This is a genomic window from Microbacterium paraoxydans (assembly GCF_018224615.1).
In the GTDB taxonomy this organism is placed as follows: domain Bacteria; phylum Actinomycetota; class Actinomycetes; order Actinomycetales; family Microbacteriaceae; genus Microbacterium; species Microbacterium paraoxydans_B.
The window spans coordinates 705,182-725,626 of the sequence record NZ_JAGTUK010000002.1 but is presented as its reverse complement, the minus strand read 5'-3'; the positions used below and the strand labels follow the sequence as shown (position 1 = coordinate 725,626).

At 71.4% G+C, this 20,445-nt stretch carries 22 protein-coding genes; 7 read left to right on the top strand and 15 right to left on the bottom strand.

Annotated elements, in window-relative coordinates; all coding sequences use genetic code 11:
* Nucleotides 1-29 precede the first annotated feature (29 nt).
* Nucleotides 30-1,538 (top strand): PucR family transcriptional regulator, encoded by a 1,509-nt coding sequence (locus KE274_RS09265; RefSeq protein WP_211543020.1) that lies wholly within the window; start codon nt 30-32, stop codon nt 1,536-1,538.
* 14 nt (nt 1,539-1,552) lie between these two features.
* On the opposite strand, the gene KE274_RS09260 is transcribed toward KE274_RS09265, so the two are convergent.
* Both KE274_RS09260 and KE274_RS09255 read right to left on the bottom strand, forming a co-directional pair.
* Nucleotides 1,553-1,942: a riboflavin kinase gene (locus tag KE274_RS09260; RefSeq protein ID WP_211543018.1), complete on the bottom strand. Its 390-nt coding sequence runs from the start codon at nt 1,940-1,942 to the stop codon at nt 1,553-1,555.
* The gene (locus KE274_RS09255) at nt 1,939-2,448 is read right to left on the bottom strand and encodes a flavin reductase family protein (RefSeq protein WP_211543016.1); all 510 of its coding nucleotides are present in this window, start codon (nt 2,446-2,448) and stop codon (nt 1,939-1,941) included. Before KE274_RS09255 ends, KE274_RS09260 begins: the two co-directional genes overlap by 4 nt.
* A 102-nt stretch (nt 2,449-2,550) precedes the next feature.
* Between KE274_RS09255 and KE274_RS09250 the strand changes: the two genes are divergently transcribed.
* A complete protein-coding gene (locus KE274_RS09250) occupies nt 2,551-3,213 on the top strand; it encodes a PadR family transcriptional regulator (protein ID WP_211543015.1) in 663 nt (220 codons plus the stop codon).
* A 19-nt stretch (nt 3,214-3,232) separates the two neighbouring features.
* Here the strand turns inward: KE274_RS09250 and KE274_RS09245 are convergent, their stop codons facing one another.
* The 6 genes from KE274_RS09245 to KE274_RS09220 form a co-directional block, all read right to left on the bottom strand.
* Complete coding sequence (locus tag KE274_RS09245; protein WP_211543013.1) at nt 3,233-4,117, bottom strand: ribokinase; 885 nt, start codon at nt 4,115-4,117, stop codon at nt 3,233-3,235.
* Nucleotides 4,110-5,486 (bottom strand): NtaA/DmoA family FMN-dependent monooxygenase, encoded by a 1,377-nt coding sequence (locus KE274_RS09240; protein ID WP_211543011.1) that lies wholly within the window; start codon nt 5,484-5,486, stop codon nt 4,110-4,112. The genes KE274_RS09245 and KE274_RS09240 overlap by 8 nt, the downstream gene beginning before the upstream one ends.
* 105 nt (nt 5,487-5,591) lie before the next feature.
* Nucleotides 5,592-6,440: an ABC transporter permease gene (locus KE274_RS09235; protein ID WP_211543009.1), complete on the bottom strand. Its 849-nt coding sequence runs from the start codon at nt 6,438-6,440 to the stop codon at nt 5,592-5,594.
* The gene (locus tag KE274_RS09230) at nt 6,433-7,230 is read right to left on the bottom strand and encodes an ABC transporter ATP-binding protein (RefSeq protein ID WP_211543007.1); all 798 of its coding nucleotides are present in this window, start codon (nt 7,228-7,230) and stop codon (nt 6,433-6,435) included. Before KE274_RS09230 ends, KE274_RS09235 begins: the two co-directional genes overlap by 8 nt.
* A complete protein-coding gene (locus KE274_RS09225) occupies nt 7,230-8,333 on the bottom strand; it encodes an ABC transporter substrate-binding protein (RefSeq protein WP_249186150.1) in 1,104 nt (367 codons plus the stop codon). The genes KE274_RS09230 and KE274_RS09225 overlap by 1 nt, the downstream gene beginning before the upstream one ends.
* 249 nt (nt 8,334-8,582) lie before the next feature.
* A complete protein-coding gene (locus tag KE274_RS09220; protein ID WP_211543003.1) occupies nt 8,583-10,034 on the bottom strand; it encodes a helix-turn-helix transcriptional regulator in 1,452 nt (483 codons plus the stop codon).
* A 131-nt stretch (nt 10,035-10,165) separates the two neighbouring features.
* Here KE274_RS09220 and aceA point away from each other — a divergent pair, with 131 nt between their 5' ends.
* The 3 genes from aceA to KE274_RS09205 all read left to right on the top strand — a co-directional run bounded on the left by aceA (nt 10,166) and on the right by KE274_RS09205 (nt 13,776).
* A complete protein-coding gene (aceA, locus tag KE274_RS09215) occupies nt 10,166-11,491 on the top strand; it encodes an isocitrate lyase (protein WP_211543001.1) in 1,326 nt (441 codons plus the stop codon).
* Between the two features lie 107 nt (nt 11,492-11,598).
* Nucleotides 11,599-13,254, top strand: coding sequence for a malate synthase A (aceB, locus tag KE274_RS09210; RefSeq protein ID WP_211542999.1), 1,656 nt, complete (start codon nt 11,599-11,601; stop codon nt 13,252-13,254).
* A gap of 87 nt (nt 13,255-13,341) precedes the next feature.
* The gene (locus tag KE274_RS09205; protein WP_211542997.1) at nt 13,342-13,776 is read left to right on the top strand and encodes a hypothetical protein; all 435 of its coding nucleotides are present in this window, start codon (nt 13,342-13,344) and stop codon (nt 13,774-13,776) included.
* Between the two features lie 34 nt (nt 13,777-13,810).
* Here the strand turns inward: KE274_RS09205 and KE274_RS09200 are convergent, their stop codons facing one another.
* Nucleotides 13,811-14,329, bottom strand: a complete 519-nt coding sequence (locus tag KE274_RS09200; RefSeq protein WP_211542995.1) for an Lrp/AsnC family transcriptional regulator — start codon at nt 14,327-14,329, stop codon at nt 13,811-13,813.
* A 107-nt stretch (nt 14,330-14,436) separates the two neighbouring features.
* Between KE274_RS09200 and ald the strand changes: the two genes are divergently transcribed.
* Both ald and KE274_RS09190 read left to right on the top strand, forming a co-directional pair.
* A complete protein-coding gene (gene ald / locus KE274_RS09195; RefSeq protein WP_211542992.1) occupies nt 14,437-15,528 on the top strand; it encodes an alanine dehydrogenase in 1,092 nt (363 codons plus the stop codon).
* A gap of 81 nt (nt 15,529-15,609) precedes the next feature.
* The gene (locus KE274_RS09190; protein ID WP_211542990.1) at nt 15,610-16,809 is read left to right on the top strand and encodes a pyridoxal phosphate-dependent aminotransferase; all 1,200 of its coding nucleotides are present in this window, start codon (nt 15,610-15,612) and stop codon (nt 16,807-16,809) included.
* 79 nt (nt 16,810-16,888) lie between these two features.
* Here the strand turns inward: KE274_RS09190 and KE274_RS09185 are convergent, their stop codons facing one another.
* The 6 genes from KE274_RS09185 to KE274_RS09160 form a co-directional block, all read right to left on the bottom strand.
* Nucleotides 16,889-17,290, bottom strand: a complete 402-nt coding sequence (locus KE274_RS09185; RefSeq protein WP_211542988.1) for a VOC family protein — start codon at nt 17,288-17,290, stop codon at nt 16,889-16,891.
* A gap of 31 nt (nt 17,291-17,321) precedes the next feature.
* Nucleotides 17,322-18,452, bottom strand: a complete 1,131-nt coding sequence (locus KE274_RS09180) for a UDP-N-acetylmuramate dehydrogenase (RefSeq protein ID WP_211542986.1) — start codon at nt 18,450-18,452, stop codon at nt 17,322-17,324.
* Nucleotides 18,449-18,850, bottom strand: coding sequence for a MaoC/PaaZ C-terminal domain-containing protein (locus tag KE274_RS09175; protein WP_211542984.1), 402 nt, complete (start codon nt 18,848-18,850; stop codon nt 18,449-18,451). The genes KE274_RS09180 and KE274_RS09175 overlap by 4 nt, the downstream gene beginning before the upstream one ends.
* Nucleotides 18,850-19,308, bottom strand: a complete 459-nt coding sequence (locus KE274_RS09170; RefSeq protein WP_211542982.1) for an FAS1-like dehydratase domain-containing protein — start codon at nt 19,306-19,308, stop codon at nt 18,850-18,852. Before KE274_RS09170 ends, KE274_RS09175 begins: the two co-directional genes overlap by 1 nt.
* A 107-nt stretch (nt 19,309-19,415) precedes the next feature.
* Nucleotides 19,416-19,607, bottom strand: a complete 192-nt coding sequence (locus KE274_RS09165) for a hypothetical protein (protein ID WP_211542980.1) — start codon at nt 19,605-19,607, stop codon at nt 19,416-19,418.
* A 5-nt stretch (nt 19,608-19,612) separates the two neighbouring features.
* Nucleotides 19,613-20,410 carry a sulfite exporter TauE/SafE family protein gene (locus KE274_RS09160; RefSeq protein ID WP_211542978.1) on the bottom strand — a complete coding sequence of 266 codons (798 nt, stop codon included), beginning with the start codon at nt 20,408-20,410 and terminating at the stop codon, nt 19,613-19,615.
* Between the last annotated feature and the right edge of the window lie 35 nt (nt 20,411-20,445).

Here is a 20,445-nt window from a genome sequence, read left to right as displayed (position 1 = left end):
TCGCCACTTCGTACACCCCTCGGAAGCTCATGGCCCCCACCGACACCCCCACGCTCCGGTCCCTGCTGCACCGGAGGGACCTCGGCCTCGCGCTCGTGTCCGGCGAGGACGAGCTGCCTGACGGCGCGCTCGACCGGCCGCTGCGGTGGGTGCACGGGTCCGACCTCGCCGATCCGACGCCCTTCCTCTCGGAAGACCTGGCACTGCTCACCACCGGCACCCAGTTCGACGGCGCCGCCGACATCCCCTCCTACGTGGGGCGCCTGGCCGACCGCGGGGTCCTCGGCCTCGGCTTCGGCACCGAGGTGCACCGCTCGGGCATCCCCGACGAGCTCGTCGCCGCGTGCGCCGCGCACGGCATGCCTCTGTTCGAGGTGCCCTACCGCACCCCCTTCATCGCCGTGGCCCGGGCACACTCCGAGGCGATCGCCGCCCAGGCGTACGCGCGTCGCTCGTGGGCGCTCGACACCCAGCGCGCGCTGGCCCTCGCCGCCCTCCGCCCCCGCGGACTCGATGCGATCGTGGCGGAGCTCGCCCGCCGGCTCGACGTGTGGGCGGGGATGTACGACGCGGCCGGCGCCCTGCTCTACGCCCATCCGCGCGACGCGATCGACACCGCCACGCGCGACGTGCTGGCCGACCGGGTGCTGGAGATCCTCGGCCGCGGGCTGGAGGCGGGGCAGTCGCTCACGATCGACGCACACACCTTCATGCTGTTCACGGTGGGACGCGGCGGACACCTGCGCGGGGTGATCGCGGTCGCCGCCGATGCGCTCGACGCGGAGGCGCGGTCGGTCGTGACCTCGGTGATCGCGATGGCCGGGCTCGCGCTGGAGCAGAGCGAGCAGCTCGCCAGGAGCCGTCGCCGGCTGCATACCCAGCTGCTGCAGTCGCTGCTGGCCGACGACCCCGCGCTCGCCCGCCGCGTGCTCGGCGCCCTGCCGCCCGCGCCGATCGTGGTGGCCGTCGCGGCGGACGCCCCGGCCGGGGCCCTGGTCGACTGGTGGGAGCGGCAGCGCGCCGACCACGGCACGGTGTCGTTCCTCGCGGAGTCGCCCGAGGGGCTGACGATGTGCGTGTCCACGGCCGACGAGGGGCTGCTGGACGAGGCGGCCGAGCGCTTCGGCATCCGCCTCGGGGTCTCGGGGCCCGAGGGCTACGCGGTGTTCTCCCGTGCGCACGCGCAGGCGCTGACAGCGCTGCGGCAGCCGGGGGCGGCGGGGGTCGTGCGCTACGCCGACACGGTGGGCGCGAACATCCTCACGGCGCTCGCGACGGATGAGGCCCGGCTGGTGGCGGAGTCGCGGCTGGCCCCGCTGCGCGAGCAGGACGCGGCGCTGGGGGCCGGGCTGGAGCACACGCTGCGGGTGTGGCTGGAGCACGACGCCCGTGCGGAGCCGGCCGCCGCCGCACTGGGCATCCACCGGCACACCCTGCGTTCGCGCGTGGCCCAGGCCGGTGCGGTGCTCGGCGTCGACCTGTCGTCGTTCCCCGCGCGCGCCGAACTGTGGGCGCTGCTGCAGACCGCCAGGGACTGAGCGACCGCACCCGTTCAGCCGGCGGCGAGCACCGCGCGGCAGTGCTCGACATCGGCCGCGGTCTGCGCGATCAGCTCCGCGACGGTGTCGAAGCACAGCGTCGGCCGCAGCAGCGTGAGCAGCTCCACGTGCAGGCGGTGGCCGTAGAGGTCGAGGTCGGCATCGTGCAGGTGCACCTCGACGCGGCGCTCGCGGTCGCCGTCGAACGTGGGGTTCGCGCCGATGCTCACGGTCGCCGGGCGCCGGGCGGCCTCGTGGTCGATGCGCACACGGGCGGCGTAGATGCCGTCGGCGGGGAGGTCGGCGGCGTCGACGGCGAGGTTGGCGGTGGGGAAGCCCAGCCCGCGGCCACGGCCGTCGCCGCGCACGACCCGCCCGGCGACCGTGCGGAGGGGTGCGCTCACGCGGGCTCGGCGGCGGCGATCGCGCGATAGCGGCTCTGGTGGAACACGAGCGGCTCGACGTCGTCGAACAGGGTGACGTCGGCGATCTCGTACAGCGCGATCTCGTGATCGCCACCGTCGAACGTGCCGTGCAGGCGGCACGTGAGCCACAGGGCGGCGTCGGCGACGAGCACCGCCCCGCCCTCGGTGCGCTGCCACGCGTGGCCGCCGAAGCGGTCGCCTTCCCGCGCGGACAGCGAGCGGCTGAGCGGCTCGTGGTGGGCGGCGAGCACGCTCATGCCCAGCTCGGGCACGGCCCGCAGCACGGGCCAGGTCTTGGAGGTGCGGGCGGCGCTGACGGCGACCAGTGCGGGCTCGAGCGAGATCGAGGTGAAGGAGTTGACGGCCATGCCGACCGCGCGGTCGTCGACCACGGCGGCGAGCGCGACGACGCCGGTCGGATACACCGAGAAGGCTCGACGGAGGGCGCGGTCCCTGGGCAGGGCGTCGGTCACGGCGGTCGTCATGCGAAGTCCTTTCGTTAGTCAACTTTGACTAGTTTGAATCATAAGCACTTTTGACGGCTCGGACAACCGGATTCCGCGGAGCGCCCCGTTAGCATGAACGTCATGTCGACCACCCGCCTCGTCGTCCTCGGCGCCGTGAAGCAGTTCCAGCCCGTGCACGGCTACTTCCTCCGGCGGGAGCTCATGACCTGGCACGTGGACGAGTGGGCCCACATCCAGCCGGGTTCGATCTACAACGCCCTGCGGGCGCTCGAGGTCGATGGCTACATCGCCGAGAGCGGCACCGAGACCGAGGGCAAGCGCCCCGCGCGCACCACCTACCGCATCACTCCGGCGGGCGAGGTGGAGCTGCAGCGCATGCTGCGCGAGAACCTGTGGAACGTGGCCGCCTTCGACACCCAGGCCATCATGACCGTGGCCTCCTTCATGTTCGTGCTCAGCCGGCAGGAGGTGATCGCCGGGCTCGAGCATCGCCTCGTCAAGAGCGACGCGATCATCACGCAGAACGGCTTCGACGTGCAGGACACGCTGCGCTCCGAGACCACGCCCAAGTACGTGCGGGAGATCTTCGACCTCTCCACCGCGCGCCTCACCGCCGAGAAGCAGTGGCTGCTCGACCTGCTGGAGCGACTGCGCGCCGGCGAGTACGCGTTCGCCGGGGAGACCCCGGAAGACGCGGCGGCGAGCGACAATGCTCCCTCCGCGAAGACCGCGAAGACGGCGAAGACCGCGAAGAGCGGCGCGAAGGCCACCGCGAAGAGTTGACCCGCGCCGACCACCGGCGTCAGCGCGTGGCCACGAGTTCCGCGAGGGACGACGGCGACAGCGCCTCGGTGGTCGCCCCGCGGTGCTGCGCCACGATCGCCCCGGCAGCACACGCCCGCACGAGCGCGCCCTCCAGCTCCGCGCCCTCGGAGAGCGCCGCGGCCAGCGCGCCGCAGAAGGCGTCGCCCGCCCCCGTCGTGTCGACCGGCTCGATCCGGAACGCCGCCACCGACACGGGCGCCGCTCCCGCGCGGTGCAGCTCCACTCCCCCGGCGCCGCGCGTGCGCACGACCGACCGCGCGCCGACGGAGTGCAACCGCTCGACGCCGCCGAGCTCCGCGCACTCGGTCTCGTTCACCACCAGCACGTCCACCGCGTCGAGCAGACCGAGCACCGCCGGGCTGGCGGGCGCCGCGTTCACCACGGTCACCGCACCGGCCTCGCGGCCCGCCCGCACGGCCGCGGAGACGCTGGCGTACGGCACCTCCAGCTGCGCGAGCACGACCGCGGCTCCCGCAACACCGTGCACCGCATCCCGCTCGGTGAGCTCACCGTTCGCGCCGGCCGCCACCACGATGCTGTTGTCGCCGCCCTCGAGGGCGAGCACGTGGGCCACCCCGGTCGGCGCGGTCGCCGTGCGGCGCAGCGCGGTCGCGACCCCGGCGTCCGCAAGCGTGCGCTCCAGCAGCGCGGCCCCGTCGTCCACACCGACCACGCCGACGAACCGGGTCGCCGCGCCGCTCCGGGCCGCGGCGACGGCCTGGTTCAGTCCCTTGCCACCGGCGAACCGTCCGCCCGCGCGGCCCAGGAGCGTCTCGCCGATGCGCGGGGGGCGCGGCACCTCGACCACGAGATCGAGGTTCGCGCTCCCCACGACGGCGACGCCGGAGAGACCGTCAGACACGCGCCATCGTCCGGCGGAACGTCGAGCCGATGTGCGAGTCGGCGAGCGCGGGCGTGGGGGTGCCCATGAGCCGTTCGCGCAGCGACTGCGGCTCGGACGACGGCTCCGCGATGGCACCGCGCTCGCGCAGGATCGGCAGCACGTGCTCGATGAAGTCGGCGGTGGAGGCGGGCGGGATCACCGGCGCGAACAGGAAGCCGTCCAGGTCGGCGCCGTCGGCGAGCGCAATCATCCGGTCGGCCACCTGCTCCGGGGTGCCGACGATGGGGCGGGCGCCGACACCGTGCGCGTGCCAGTCGCCCAGCACGTCGCCCACGGTCTTGTCCGCGAAGCGCGCGACCTGCGTCTGCGACAGCTCCGTGCTCAGCTCCGACATGGGCGTGCTCGGGTCGTACGACGACAGGTCGAGCCCGGTGAACCAGGCGTACGACGCGACCGTGACCTCGGGGTTCTGCGCCTCGGCGACCTCGGCATACGTGCGCCTGGCCTCCTCCTCCGTGCTGCCGACGACGGCCGCGAACGCCGACATGATCTTGACCTCGTGCGACCCGCGGCCGTTCTTGACGGCCTCCTCGCGGATGGCGGACGAGTGCCCGCGCAGCTGCTCCACCGAGCCGCTGCCGACGAAGATGGCCTCGCCGTGCTTGCCCCCGAACTCGCGCCCGGCGGGAGACGCGCCCGCCTGGAACAGCACGGGAGTGCCCTGCGGCGAGCGCTGTGTGTTGCCGTAGCCGTGCGAGCGGAAGTACGGGCCGTCGTGCGCGATGCGGTGCACCTTGGCCGGGTCCGCGAAGCGCCCGGACTTGTCGCGCTCGAGCGCCCCTTCCTCCCACGCCTCCTCCCACAGCTTGTAGACGACCTGCATGAAGTCGTCGGCCATGAGGTAGCGCTCGTCGTGGCCGACCATCGGCACGCCGAATCCCTGCACGGCGGTGTCGGCGGTGCCCGTGGTGACCACGTTCCATCCGATGCGGCCGCCCGAGAGGATGTCGAGGCTGGCCATGCGCCGCGCGAACGCGTACGGCGGCTCCAGCAGCGTGGAGCCGGTGGCGACGAGGCCCAGGCGCGTGGTCTGCGGGATGAGCGCGGCGAGGATGACGGCCGGGTCGAGGCGCGGCAGGTCGAGGCCCTCGATGGAGCAGATGTCCGGTCGCTCACCGGCGACGTCGGCCCAGCCCCACGCGTCGGCGAGGAACAGGAAGTCGAAGCCCGCGTCCTCCGCCAGCAGCGCGGTATCGCGCCAGTAGTCCAGCCGGTCGAACAGGTACCGCCCGTTGTCGGGGTGGCGCCAGGTCGCGGTGCCGGAGTCGTTCGCCTGGGCGTTCTCGAAGAGGCCGAGGCGCAGCTGCTTCACGGGGTGATCGGTCATGGCGGGTGCCTTCCTTGGGGGTGGGTGGTGTCTTCGTCGGGGATTCCGGGCACGCCGGGGGAACCCCGGGGGCGGGGGCGCGCCCCCGGGGCGGGTGGGGTCTGGTCAGCCCTTCGCGGTGACCTCGCCGTCGCTCCACCACAGGACGCGCTTGCGCACGACCGCGAGGAGCACGATCAGCAGCACGCCGAGCAGGCAGAGCAGGGCGATGCTGGCCCAGGTGACGGGCAGGTTCGCCTGGGCGGCGGAGGTGGTGACGAGCGAGCCGAGACCGGCCTGCTGGCCCGCGGCGACGAACTCGGCGACCGCGGCGCCGACCACGGCGAGCGGGAGGGCGATGCGCAGCCCCGCGAACACGTAGGGCATGCTGCCGGGGAAGCGCAGCTCGCGGAAGATCTCCCACCGCGAGGCGTGCAGGGTGGTGAACACGTCGAGCGCCTTCTGGTCGACGTCGCGGAGCCCGGCGAGCGAGTTCACCAGCATCGGGAAGAACACCACGAGTCCGGTCACGATGAACTTGGGCACCATGCCGAAGCCGAACGCCACGACGAGGGCGGGGGCGATCGCGACGATCGGGGTGACCATCACGATGATCACGAGCGGCATCACGGCCCGTTCGATGATCTGGAACTCGGCCATCACCACCGCGAGCAGGAATCCGGCGAGGATGCCCGCCGAGGCGCCGACGACCACCTCCAGCAGGGTCACCAGGAAGTTCGACCAGTACATGCCCGCGTCGTCGACCAGGCTGCCGCCGATCGCTTCCAGGGTCGGCAGCACGTAGGGGTTCGTCCACGCCACGACCTGCCACAGCAGCGCGGCGATCACGAACGTCACGAGCGTGGGGAGCCAGGCGCCCCAGCGCAGCCACGGCGGCAGTCCCCGGCGCGGGGCGTCGCGCAGCCGTGCGGTCGCGAGGGTGGCGGTGGTGTCTCTCATGGTCAGCTCAGACATGGGCCTTCTCCGTCTGCGCGCGCAGCGCACCGCGCACGACTGCCTCCAGGTCGCGGAACTCGTCCGTCGCGTACGCGGCCTCGGTGCGGGGTCGCGGCAGGTTCACGTCGATCACCTCGGCGATGCGCCCGGGGTGCGCGGCCATCACCACGATGCGGTCGGACAGCATGATCGCCTCCGGCACCGAGTGCGTGACGAACATCACGGCCTTGCGGTTGGACTGCCAGAAGTCGAGCAGGGCGATGCGCTGCAGGTCGCGGTTCATCTCGTCGAGGGCGGAGAACGGCTCGTCCATCAGCATGATCGCCGGGTCGAATACGAACGCCCTGGCGATCGCGGCGCGCTGCTGCATGCCGCCGGACAGCTGACCGGGATACTTCTTCAGCGCGTGCCCGAGGCCGAAGGTCGACAGCAACTCGGCGGGGTCGCGGAGCGCACGGTCGCCGTTCGCTCCGCGGTTGATCCGCACCGGCAGCTCGACGTTCTCGCGCACGGTCTTCCACGGCAGCAGTGCGGGCGACTGCGGCACGAGACCGATCTTCTTGTCGCGCGAGGCCGCCGTGACGCTCTCGCCGTCGATCGTGACGGTGCCGGAGTCGGCGTCGAGGAGTCCGGCGACGACCTTGAGCAGCGTGGACTTGCCGCAGCCGCTCGGGCCGATCACCGACACGAACTCGCCCATGCCGATCGTGAGGCTCACGTCGTCGAGCACGGTGACCCTGGCGCCGTCGACGCCGAACGACTTCGAGACGTGGCGCACCTCGACGCCGGCGCCCTGGGCCGCGGCCATCACTTCGCCGTCCAGACGAGCTCGTCGCCGTCGTACAGGTCGGCCACCAGGTCGGGGTCCATCATGTCGGCGATCGCGGGCAGGTTCTTCACGTCGCCGTACTTCTGCACGATCTCGTACTCGGGCTCCCACATGGCCTCGGTCTGCACGCCGGGGTTGCCGCCGGCGCTCTCGCGCACCCAGGCCGACTCGACCTCCCACGTGCGGGCGAGCTGGTCGCGCGGGAACGCGGCCCCCTGGCCGTTGTCCTCCGCGAGCGTGGCGAGCATGTCGATGCACTCGTCGGACTCGTCGAGGCAGAACTGCAGCGCCTTGAGCGTGGCCCGCATGAAGTCGGCGGCGACCTCGCGGTGCTCATCGAGGAAGCGCGAGTTCACCTCCATCACGTTGTAGGTGCCCTCGACACCGAGGTCGGAGGGCAGGAACTCGCTGAAGGGCAGGTTCTGCGCCTTGAGCGACTGGGGCTGGTTGGACGCGTAGCCGACGATCGCGTCGACCTGCTCGCGCACGACCACGGTGGGGTCGTAGTTGGTCATCTTCACCATCTCGACCTTCGACACGTCGACGCCGGCCTCGTCGAGCATGGCCGAGGCGATGGGCGTGAGGTTGATGAAGTAGCCGAGTGAGCCGCCCTCGAGGTCGGTGAGGTCCTCGAGCTTCTCGTTGCCGAAGATCGAGAACGGCGGCGTGGTGCCGTAGGTGGCGACGGCGGTGAGGTTCTTGCTGTTCGCGGCCGCAAGCATCACGTCGGATGCCGAGCCGAGCGCGGTGAACTGCGCCTGGCCGGAGGCGACGAGCTGCTGTCCGTTCGCGCCCGACGCGTTGATCTCGACGTCGAGGCACAGGTCGTCGAAGTAGCCGAGCTCCTTCGCGAGGAACACGTCGAGCTGACCGGCGCTGGCGGAGTACCCGTAGCCGGAGATGTAGGTGATGGTGCCGGCATCCTGGTTCCGCTGGCAGGCGTCGGATCCGTCTGCACTGGTGGGGGCGGTATCGCCGCCCGGCGTCTGCGCGGAGCATGCCCCGAGCGTCAGCGTGGCGGCGAGAACGCACGTCAGGGTGGCAGTGATGCGGAATCGGGTTTCCGCAGAGGAAGTAGCCATGAGGGTCCCTTCTCGGCCGTTCGTCATTGATGGCTCGATGAAAGTAACATAGTCAATCTTGACTAAGCAAGATCAAACTAAGGCGCGCGCCTCCGGCCCCTCGGTACGGGGCGCGAGGACAGACGTCGGCTCAGTCCAGGCGCGGGGTCGTGCGGAGCGGCCAGGCCGGCCGCCAGCCGTCGTCGAGCCCGCGCAGGGGAACCCGGCCGGGGAAGCACACCCCGACCCGACGAGTACAGCGGGCGCGGATCAGGCGGGAGCGTGCGCCTCCAGGAACTCGTAGACGTCGGTGGTGTCCACGCCGGGGAATGCACCGGTGGGCAGAGTCGCCAGCAGCGTCCGCGGCGTCTTCACGTTCGGCCACGAGTGCGCGCGCCAGCGCTCCTCCAGTTCGGCCGGAGCCCGGCGGCAGCACACCTCGACCGAGTGCTTCGAGACGCCGCGGTGCGGGGTGTCGCGCCCCACGAACCACTTGGTGTCGTCGAACCGCACCCCCACACTCACCGAGTGCAGCCCCTCGCTCGACGCCTCGACTCTGGCCGTGCACCAGTAGGTGCCGTTGCCCGTGTCGGTGTATTGGTAGTACGGGTTGAAGCGGTCGTCCTCGTCGAACACCACGCGGGAGGTCCAGCGGCGGCAGCACATCTGCCCCTCGATCGCTCCGAGCCGGTCGGTCGGGAAGTTCACGTCGTCGTTCTCATACGCCTTCGTGATGGTGCCCGACTCGTGCACCTTGAGGAAGTGCACGGGGATGTCGAGGTGCCGCGTGGCCAGGTTGGTGAAGCGGTGCGCGGCCGTCTCGTACGACACGGAGTACGCGTCGCGGAGGTCCTCGATGGAGATCGCGCGTCGCAGCTTCGCGTCCTGCAGCGCGGGAACGACGTGCGCCTCCGGGATGAGCAGCGCGCCGGTGAGGTAGTTGGTCTCGACGCGCTGCCGCAGGAACTCCGCGTAACTGCGCGGCTCGGCGTGACCGAGGATGCGGCTCGACAGCGCCTGCAGCACCGCCGTGCGCGCGTCGCCCTTCGCCGGGACGCTGCTCGACAGGTACAGCCGCCCGTTCGCGAGGTCGGCCACGCTGCGGGTGGTCTGCGGCAGGTCGGGCGCGTAGTGCAGCGTGAAGCCGAGGTAGGCCGCGATCTCCGAGGCCGTGCGCTGCGTGAGCGGTCCGCCCGGGTGGCCGACGGCGGCGAGGATCTCCGACGCCTTGGCCTCCAGGTCGGCGAAGTGGTTGTCCTGCCGTCGCATCAGGTGCCGCAGCTCGACGTTCGCTCGTCGCGCCTCCTCCGGGGTGGCGGCGCGCTCGTCTTTCAGCCGGTCGATCTCGGCGTGCAGTGCGAGCAGGGCCTTGAGGGCGTCGGTCGGCACGCTCTTGGCGATGCGGAACGGCTCGATGCCGAGCGCCTGGAAGGTCTGCCCCTTCATGGCCCGCTCCAGCGCCACCTCCATGGCGCTGCGCTCGTCGAGGGGCTCTCCCGCCAGCAGCGCGTCGATCGTGACGCCGAGGGCACGGGCGATGGCCTGCAACTGGGTGAGCTTGGGTTCGCGCTTGCCCGTCTCGATCATCGACAGCTGACTCGGCGCCCGCTCGACCGCGGCGGCGAGCTCCTCCAGCGTCATGCCCCGCGCGGTGCGCAGCTGGCGGATGCGCCGTCCGACGGTGAGGGCGTCGGTGTCTTCTGCGGCGTCGGTGCTCGTCATGGCCGGGATTCTGTCACGAAAACAGAAATTCGTGCAAACTTCTCCTCCGATTCGGTCGGGGAAGCCGCGGAACTTCACTCAGAGTGGACACACGCCACCGGCACCGACGCCGGTCCATCCGAGGAGACACCATGACGAACACCGCATCGACCCCCACCCCGCGTCCCGCCGGCCTGCGCGCCGGCGACCAGGTGCAGACGGCCGCGGAGCTCCAGGAGATCTGGGACACCGACCCCCGCTGGGACGGCGTCGAGCGCACCTACACCGCGGACGACGTCATCCGCATCCGCGGCTCGGTGCGCGAGGACGCCACCCTCGCGCACCGCGGCGCCGAGAACCTGTGGAACCTGCTGCACACCGAGGACTACGTCCGCGCACTCGGCGCCTACACCGGCGGGCAGGCCGTGCAGCAGGTGCGGGCCGGACTCAAGGCCATCTACCTCTCCGGCTGGCAGGTCGCCGCCGACGGCAATCTCGCCGGGCAGACCTACCCCGACCAGTCGCTGTACCCCGCCAACTCGGTCCCGGCCGTCGTCCGTCGCATCAACAACGCGCTGCTGCGCCAGGATCAGCTCGAGCACGCCGAGGGCGAGATCACGCAGGACTGGCTCGCGCCAATCGTCGCCGACGCGGAGGCCGGGTTCGGCGGACCGCTCAACGCCTACGAGCTCGCGCAGTCGCTGATCCAGGCGGGGGCCGCCGCGATCCACTGGGAGGACCAGCTCGCGAGCGAGAAGAAGTGCGGTCACCTCGGCGGCAAGGTGCTCGTGCCCACGCAGCAGCACATCCGCACGCTCAACGCCGCCCGCCTCGCGGCCGACGTCGCCGGCGTCCCCACGGTCATCATCGCCCGCACCGACGCCCTCGCCGCCGACCTGCTCACGAGCGACGTCGACGAACGCGACCGCGAGTTCACCACCGGCGAGCGCACCACCGAGGGGTTCTACCGGATCCGCCCCGGCATCGAGTCGGTCATCAGCCGCGGCCTCGCCTTCGCCCCCTACGCCGACCTGCTGTGGGTCGAGACGGGTGAGCCGGACATCGCGCTCGCCCGCGAGTTCGCCGCCGCGATCCACGCGCAATTCCCCGGGAAGCTCCTGGCGTACAACTGCTCCCCGAGCTTCAACTGGAAGCGCCACCTGTCGGACGCCGAGATCGCGACGTTCCAGCAGGAGCTGGCCGACCTGGGCTACAAGTTCCAGTTCATCACGCTGGCCGGGTTCCACGCCGTGAACCACTCCATGTTCGACCTCGCCCGCGGCTACGCCGAGCGCGCCATGAGCGCCTACGTCGAGCTGCAGGAGGCCGAGTTCGCCGCCGAAGCCGACGGCTACACCGCCACCAAGCACCAGCGCGAGGCGGGCACCGGCTACTTCGACGTGATCTCCACCGCGCTCAACCCCGACAGCGCCACCCTCGCCCTCGCCGGCTCCACCGAGGCCGCGCAGTTCCACTGACCCGACCCTCCGTCTCGCTCCGCTCGCTCAGGGACCGGAGCCCCCCGTTCCTGAGCGAGGAGCGCAGCGACGAGACGAAGGACCACACTCGCAAAGGATTCACGATCATGACCACTCCCACCGCTCCCCCGACCACAGCCCCCATCCAGACGACCCAGCAGGGTCCGGCGATCGAGGTCACCGGGCCGCTCCGCGACCGCTACGAGGAGATCCTCACCCCCGCGGCGATCGCCTTCCTCACCGAGCTGCACCACCGCTTCGCGTCGCGGCGGCACGACCGCCTGGCAGACCGGATGCGCCGCCGCTTCGAGATCGGCAACGGCCACGACCCGGGTTTCCGGGAGGACACCGCGCACATCCGTGCCGACGCCGACTGGCGTGTCGCGGGTGCCGGGCCCGGTCTGGAGGACCGCCGCGTCGAGATCACCGGGCCGACCGACCCGAAGATGACGATCAACGCCCTCAACTCGGGCGCTCGCGTGTGGCTCGCCGATCAGGAGGACGCCACGAGCCCGACCTGGAAGAACGTGATCGAGGGGCAGCTGTCCCTGCGCGACGCGATCCGCGGCGAGCTCTCCTTCACCTCGCCCGAGGGGAAGGAGTACCGGGTCACGGCCGAGCGCACCCCCACCATCGTGATGCGACCGCGCGGGTGGCACCTGCCGGAGAAGCACCTGGCCTTCATCGACCGCGCCGGGCGTCGCACCTCCGCCTCCGGGTCGCTGGTCGACTTCGGGCTCTACTTCCTGCACAACGCGCAGGCGCTGATCGACGGCGGCCGCGGGCCGTACTTCTACCTCGCGAAGCTCGAGTCGAGCGAGGAGGCGAAGCTGTGGGACGACGTGTTCTCGTTCAGCGAGGAGTACGTCGGGATCCCGCACGGCACCGTCCGCGCGACCGTGCTGATCGAGACGCTGCCCGCGGCGTTCGAGATGGACGAGATCCTGTACGAGCTGCGCGACCACTGCGCCGGCCTCAACGCCGGACGCTGGGACTACATCTTCTCCATCATCAAGAACTACCGCGGCCGCGGGGCGCGCTTCGTCCTCCCCGACCGCAGCGAGGTGACCATGACGGTGCCGTTCATGCGGGCCTACACCGAACTGCTGGTGCAGACGTGCCACAAGCGCGGGGCCTTCGCGATCGGCGGCATGAGCGCGTTCATCCCCAACCGCCGCGACCCCGAGGTCACGGCGCGCGCGGTGGAGAAGGTGTCCGCCGACAAGAAGCGCGAGGCCGGAGACGGCTTCGACGGCACCTGGGTCGCCCACCCCGACCTGATCCCCACCGCGCAGGCCGAGTTCGACGCGGTGCTCGGCGACCGGCCGAATCAGGTCGACCGCCAGCGCCCGGAAGTGCAGGTGCGTGCCGAGGACCTGCTCGATCTGCACATCGGGCGGCCGATCACGGCGCAGGGGGTGCGCGACAACGTGTCGGTCGCGATCCGGTACCTGGAGGCGTGGCTGCGCGGACTCGGCGCGGTGGCGATCGACAACCTCATGGAAGACGCCGCGACCGCGGAGATCAGCCGGTCGCAGGTGTGGCAGTGGATCCATCAGGACCGCACCACGCAGGACGGCACCCCGATCACGGTGGAGTACGTCGAGGGACTCATCGGCGAGGTGCTGGGCGAGGTGGAGCGGCGCGAGGGCGATCGCTTCGACGATGCGGCGGAGATCTTCCGCGAGGTCGCCCTCCGCGAGGAGTTCCCCGCGTTCCTCACCCTGGGCGCGTACAGCCGCTTCCTGGTCGACGAGGACTGAGCACACCGGATGCCGCGGGTCCCCGGGCCCGCGGCATCCGTGCGCCCGGGCGGCCCCGACCGTCCGGCGCGGGCGTAGCCTGGAGCCATGAGCGACGTGTGGCACGGCATCGCCGAGGAGTTCCTGCACCTCTACCCGCGCGGGCGGAGACTGCTCGCGGTCGCGGGGGCCGATGCCGATCGGTCGCGCGTCGCCGCCGACGGCCTCGCCGCAGCCCTGACCGCCGCCGATCAGACCGTCGAACGCGTGCACCTCGGCGACGTGGACGAGACCGCGCTGCGCGCCCTCATCGTCGCCCCGTTCCGCACCGGCAGCGCCGACGGCACGATCCTGCTCGTCTCCGGTCCCGCGGCCCTGGTGTCGCCGACCGCCCGCGGCCTGTGGAACTACGTGCTCTGGCAGCTCGCCGGTGAGGAGCCTCCGCACACCGCGGCGAATGCGCTGGTCGACGTGACCGATCCCGCGCGGCCCACCCGCCGCTTCGCGGACTACTGCGCGGTGCCGTCATCGTTCGAGACCTGAGCCGGCCGACCCGCACGCACGGTCGACCGGGGTTCTAGTGGAACGGGGCGGCCACGGAGTTGCGGTGGTAGTCGAACACGATGCTCGTGCGGGTCGAGGCCACGCTGCTCTGCGCTGACAGGTGCTCCAGCACGAACTCGCGCATCTCGGAGGAGTCCGCGACGGCGATGTGCAGGAGGAAGTCGTCGTCGCCACCGAGGAAGAACACCTGGATCACCTGGGGCAGCGCGCGCACGCGGTCGGCGAACTCGACGATGCTCTCGCGCCGGGCGCTCGGGCGCAGGCTCACGCCGATGATCGCCTGGAGCCCGGCACCCAGCTGCCGCTCGTCGACGCTGGCGTGGAAGCCCGTGATCACGCCGCGCTCGATGAGGGCGCGCAGCCGGGCGTGAGCGGTGGACGGCGCGACGCCGAGCCGGCTCGCGAGCTCGGCGTTCGTCATGCGGCCGTCGGCGGTGAGCAGTCGCACGATGCGGGCGTCGGTCTGGTCGAGCGCGGGAGCCCGAACGCTGTTCGGCTCGGAGGCGGAGGAGGTGGCGGCCATACGAAGCATTATTCAGGATCGACGGACGCACCGAATTCTCTTCACGGAATCTGTCCTTTGCTCGACGTTTCTGCGATTGTTGTCTGCGCCCACGCACCCCGAGACCAGGAGGATCGATGAAGATCGGCGTCCCGACAGAGATCAAGAACAACGAGAACCGTGTCGCCCTCACGCCCGCGGGCGCCGACCGGCTGGTGCACGAAGGCCACCGCGTGCTCGTGCAGTCCGGCGCCGGCATCGGCTCCAGCATCACCGACGACGCCTACCGCGCCGCCGGAGCCGAGATCGTCGCCTCCGCCGAGGAGGCCTGGGGCGAGGCCGACCTTCTCATCAAGGTCAAGGAGCCGATCGCCGCGGAGTACGGCTTCCTCCGCCCCGACCTCACGCTGTTCACCTACCTGCACCTGGCCGCCGACCGCCCGCTCACCGAGGCGCTCGTGGCCGCGGGCACCACGGCCGTCGCGTACGAGACCGTGCAGCTGCCCGACCGCTCGCTGCCGCTGCTGGTCCCCATGAGCGAGATCGCCGGGCGGCTCTCCGTCACGATGGGGTCGTACTCGCTGCTGCGCTCGCAGGGCGGCCGCGGCACGCTGCTCGGCGGGATCGCCGGCACCCCCCGCGCCAAGACGGTCGTCATCGGCGGCGGCGTGGCCGGAGAGCACGCGGCCGCGAACGCGCTCGGCCTCGGCTCGAAGGTGACGGTGGTCGACATCTCCCTGCCGCGTCTGCGCGAGCTGGAGCACCGCTACGGCGGGGCGCTGGAGACCCGCGCCTCCAGCCGGTACGACATCGCCGAGGAGCTCGCGACCGCCGACCTCGTGATCGGATCGGTGCTGATCCCCGGTGCCGCCGCGCCGAAGCTCGTGACCGACGACATGGTCGCCGGCATGAAGAAGGGCTCGGTGCTGGTCGACATCGCGATCGACCAGGGCGGTTGCTTCGAGGGGTCGCGACCCACCACCCACGACGACCCGACGTTCGCGGTGCACGACTCGATCTACTACTGCGTCGCCAACATGCCCGGCGCGGTTCCCGAGACCGCGACGCGTGCGCTCACCAACGCCACGCTCCCCTACGTCTCGGCGATTGCGGGCAAGGGCTGGGAGCGGGCGGCCGCGGAGGACGTCGCACTGGCGAAGGGGCTCAACGTGCAGGGCGGGCACATCACGCTCGACGCCGTCGCCCGCGCACACGGTCTGACCGACTGACCTTCCCGACCCGAAAGAACCGCGGATCTTGGCGGGCCCCGACATGTCGGGGCCCGCAGCGACCCGAGTACGCTCGTAATCGTGACCGAACGCGCTCCTCTCTCCCGCAAACTGTCCGCCATCGCCGAGTCCGCCACGCTCAAGGTCGATGCCAAGGCGAAGGCCCTGAAGGCCGAGGGCAAGCCCGTCATCTCCTATGCCGCGGGCGAGCCCGACTTCGCGACACCGCAGTTCATCGTCGACGCCGCCGCCGAGGCCCTCGCCGACCCGGCCAGCTACCGCTACACGCCGGCTCCCGGCCTTCCGGCGCTGCGCGAGGCGATCGCCGCGAAGACGCTGCGCGACTCGGGGCTGGAGGTCTCGCCGAGCCAGGTCATCGTCACGAACGGCGGCAAGCAGTCGGTGTACCAGGCGTTCCAGGCCGTGGTGAACCCGGGCGACGAGGTGCTGCTGCCGGCACCGTTCTGGACGACCTACCCCGAGGCGATCCGCCTCGCCGACGGCACCCCGGTCGAGGTGTTCGCGGGAGCCGACCAGGACTACAAGGTCACGGTCGAGCAGCTGGAAGCGGCCCGCACGGAGCGCACGACCGCGCTCGTGTTCGTGTCACCGTCGAACCCCACGGGCTCGGTGTACACGGCCGAGGAGACCAGGGCCATCGGCGAGTGGGCCCTCGAGCACGGCATCTGGATCATCAGCGACGAGATCTACCAGAACCTCACGTACGAGGGCGTCACCGCCACCTCGATCGTGCAGGCGGTGCCCGAGGTCGCGAACCAGACCATCCTCGTGAACGGCGTCGCCAAGACCTACGCCATGACCGGCTGGCGCGTGGGCTGGATGGTGGGTCCCGCGGATGCCATCAAGATCGCGGGCAACCTGCAGTCGCACCTCACGAGCAACGTCAACAACGTGGCGCAGAAGGCGGCGATCGCGGCGCTCAACGGCCCGCAGACCGAGGCCGAGCAGATGCGCGAGGCGTTCGACCGCCGTCGCCGCCTGATCGTGTCGGAACTGTCGAAGATCGACGGGCTCGTGGTGCCGAACCCGCTCGGCGCGTTCTACGTCTACCCCGACGTGCAGGGCCTGCTCGGTCGCACGTGGGGCGGCGTGACCCCGACCACGTCGCTCGAACTGGCCGACCTCATCCTCGACCAGGCCGAGGTCGCCGTGGTGCCGGGCGAGGCGTTCGGCCCGTCGGGCTACATCCGCCTGTCCTACGCGCTGGGCGACGACCAGCTCCTCGAGGGCGTGCAGCGCCTCCAGCGCCTGTTCTCCTGAGCGCGAGACGACCGAGACCCGCCCGAGCCACCACGGCTCGGGCGGGTCTCGTCGTCTCAGCTCCCCGTGGGAGCCGGCCTCAGCCCTCGGGGTGGAAGCCGATGAGCCACCGCACGCCGTACCGGTCCACCAGGGTGCCGTCGACGTCTCCCCACGGCCGCGCCTGCAGCGCGTCGATCACCCGGCCACCGGCGGCGAGCTGCTCGAACCAGCGCGTCAGGGTCGCGCCGTCGGCGGTACCGAGCAGGGAGAGGAACATGCCGCTCATCTGCACCGCATCGTCGTCGGCGCCCGCATCCGCCCCGGCCAGCTCGACGGGTCCGCGCAACTGACCGTGAGCGATCGCGTCGCCCGGACCGTCGTGGCGTCCGGCCTGCGCATAGTCCATCAGCTGCAGGTCACCCCCGAACACCTCCCGGTAATGGCCGAGGGCCTCCGCCGCGGTGCCGGGGAACAGCAGGTAGGGGATCAGTCCGCTCATGCCGCGAGTGTACGCCGCGGCCCGGACACGCTCAGAGGTCGACGCCGAGCAGCACCGGCTCCGGCTGCAGCACGAGACCGAACTCGGCGTGCACGCGACTCTGGATGAACCGCGCCAGTTCCGCGACCTCGGCCGCCGTCGCCCCGCCGCGGTTGGTGAGCGCGAGCGCGTGCTTGGTGGACACCGACGCGCGGGAGCGCGGCAGCTTGAAACCCTTGCGGATCCCCGCCTGCTCGATCAGCCACGCAGCGCTCACCTTCACGTCGGGCGCCTCCGCCCTGGTGCGCGGCACATGCCCGTCGTACGACGCGAGCGGGATCACGGTCACCGCGTCGAGGTCGGGTGCGACGGGCCAGCGCGGGCACTCCGGCGGCAGCGATCTGGCCTGGGCAGCCGTCACGATCGCGTTCTGGAAGAACGAGCCGACGCCGTGCGTGTCGGGGTCGGCATCGTCGAGCAGCATGCCCTTCGAGGCCCGGGTGGCGAGGATGCGCTCGCGCACCCAGGCCAGCGGCACCGGGGCGTCGTCGGTCAGGCCCAGCGCCCGGCGCAGCTGTTCGCCACGCACCACGCGCTCGCTCGCGACCAGGAGGTCGACCGTGACGGAGAGGATGACGGCGCGGCGCTGCGGCTCGCTGCCGTGGTGATGCTTGAGCACCGACGTGCGGAAACCCAGTCCGAGTTCTGCGGCGGGGACCGCCGAGATCTCACCGGTGGACTCGTCGATCAGCTCGACCTCGACCAGCGTCTCCTGGATCTCCTGGCCGTAGGCGCCGATGTTCTGCACGGGCGACGCACCGACAGTGCCGGGGATACCGCTCATGGCCTCGAGCCCGGCATAGCCGTGCTCCACCGCATACGCGACCAGGTCGTCCCACCCGTGGCCCGCCTGCACCCGCAACCGGATGCGCCCCTCGTGCGGCGACGGCAGTTCCTCGATGCCGCTCGTACGCACGCGGATGACCGTGCCGTCGAACGGCTCGTCCCCCACGAACAGGTTGGAGCCGCCGCCGAGCACCAGCCACGGCTCCCCGCGATCCCACGTGTCGCGCAGCGCCTCCACGAGGCCCTCGGTCGTGGTCGCCTCGAGCATGCGCGCGGGGGCGGCTCCCGTGCGCAGCGTGGTGAGCTCGGCCAGCCGGAGCGGTGCGACCTCCCTCATCGGACGGCGACGCGCAGCTGCGCCTTGACGAGCACGGTCGTGTCGCCGAACGTGACCTTGAGGTCGATGCGCGCCGTCTCGTCGTCGACCGCGCCGACCGTCGCCGTCACGTGGATGTCGGCGCCGTCGACCGGGTCGACCACGACCGGCTTGGTGAAGCGCACGCCGTAATCGAGGATGCGCGTGGACGGGTCGAGCGCCGACACGACCACGGACGACGCGATGCCCATGGTGAGCATGCCGTGCGCGAGGACCCCGGGGAGCCCGACCGACGCGGCCACGTCGTCACGGTAGTGGATGGGATTGAAGTCGCCCGACGCGCCCGCGTAGCGCACGAGCGACTCGCGGGTGAGGTGCACGGTGCGCTCGGCGACCACGTCTCCGACGGTGAAGCCCATCAGGCGTCCTCCCCTTCTTCGGCGCCGACGAGCAGCACGCTGGTGGCGGTGACCACGTGCGCACCCTCGACGTCGGTGATCTCGGCCTCGCTCGTGATCATGGCGTTGCCGCCCATCATGCGGATGCCGGTGACCGACAGCTGTGCCGTGAGCTCGTCGCCCGCGACGATCGGCCGCGAGTAGCGGAACCGCTGCTCGGCGTGGATCGTGCGCGACAGCTCGATGCCCGAGTCCTCCTCGCCCAGCAGCTGCTGCAGCGTGAGGTCCTGGATCACCATCGCGAACGTCGGCGGCGCCACGACATCGGCGTACCCGGCGGCGCGGGCAGCGTCCACGTCGGTGTGCTGCGGAGCGTCGGCGAAGACGGCGCGCGCGAACTCGCGCACCTTCTCCCGGCCGACCAGATAGGGGGCGGTCGGCGGGAACTCCCGGCCGATCAGATCTTGGTTGACTGCCACCCCTCGATCCTACCGAGGCCCGCCGACGCCCGGTCCGCGGGGGCGCCGGACGAAACCGTCACGCCGCCCTGGCCGAAGGTCTCTTCATCCTCGCGGACACGGCAGCCTCAGCTCTGTGCGCGCACCACCATGTTCAGCGTCATGCGGCTGGGCACCACCTTCACCCGTGAGGTGTGCACCACCTCGCCCGCGCTGTCCAGCGCGCGCTTGCGGATCACGATGAGGGGGTCGTGCTCTGGTCGCTCCAGCCACTCCGCCGTCTGCGGGTTCGTGAAGCCGACGTCGATCTCCCGGTACATCTAGGTCAGCCGCGGCGGCGGCCGCGCACGGCCTTGAGCGCCATCTGCACCGCGATCACCACGAGGTACGCGGCGAACAGGAGGTTGCCGAGCGTGGGGTCGACGATGGTCGCGAGCCACGCACCGAGGGCGGTGGTGGTGCACGCCGCGACGCCGATCAGGACCGCCGCGAGCAGGTCGACGTTGCGGTTGCGGAGGTTGCCGACCGTGCCGGACACCGCGGTCGGAATCATCATCAGCAGCGACGTGCCCTTGGCGACGAGGTCGCTCGTGCCGAACGCGAGCATCAGCACCGGCACCACGATCACCCCGCCGCCGACGCCGATGAGTCCCGCGAGGATGCCGGTCCCGACGCCCACCGCGACCAGGGCGATACCCGTGAGCCACGTCAGCTCGAACACGGCGTCGCGCGAGGGGATCACGAGGAACAGGCTCACGATCACCACGACCAGGAAGCCGACGAAGCCCCACCGCAGGGCCGTCTGGGAGATGCGAGGGAGGAGCCTCGTGCCGATCTGCGCACCCACCACGGCACCCGCGGCGAGGATCAGCGCGGGGATCCACGCGACCGAGCCGGTGGTGGCGTAGGAGATCACGCCGACGCTGGCGGTCGGGACGATCGCGGCGAGGGAGGTCCCGGCGGCGAGACGCTGGTCGAACTGCAGCAGCAGCACCAGGAGCGGGACGATGACCGTGCCACCGCCGACGCCGAACAGGCCGGAGAGGAGACCGGCGAGGAGGCCGATGCCGATGAAGGCCGCGTACGCCCGAGGCCCACGTCTCAGGGCCCGCGCTTCAGTCACCGGCTCAGCCTACTCCCGGCCCCTCCCCGGCTCGA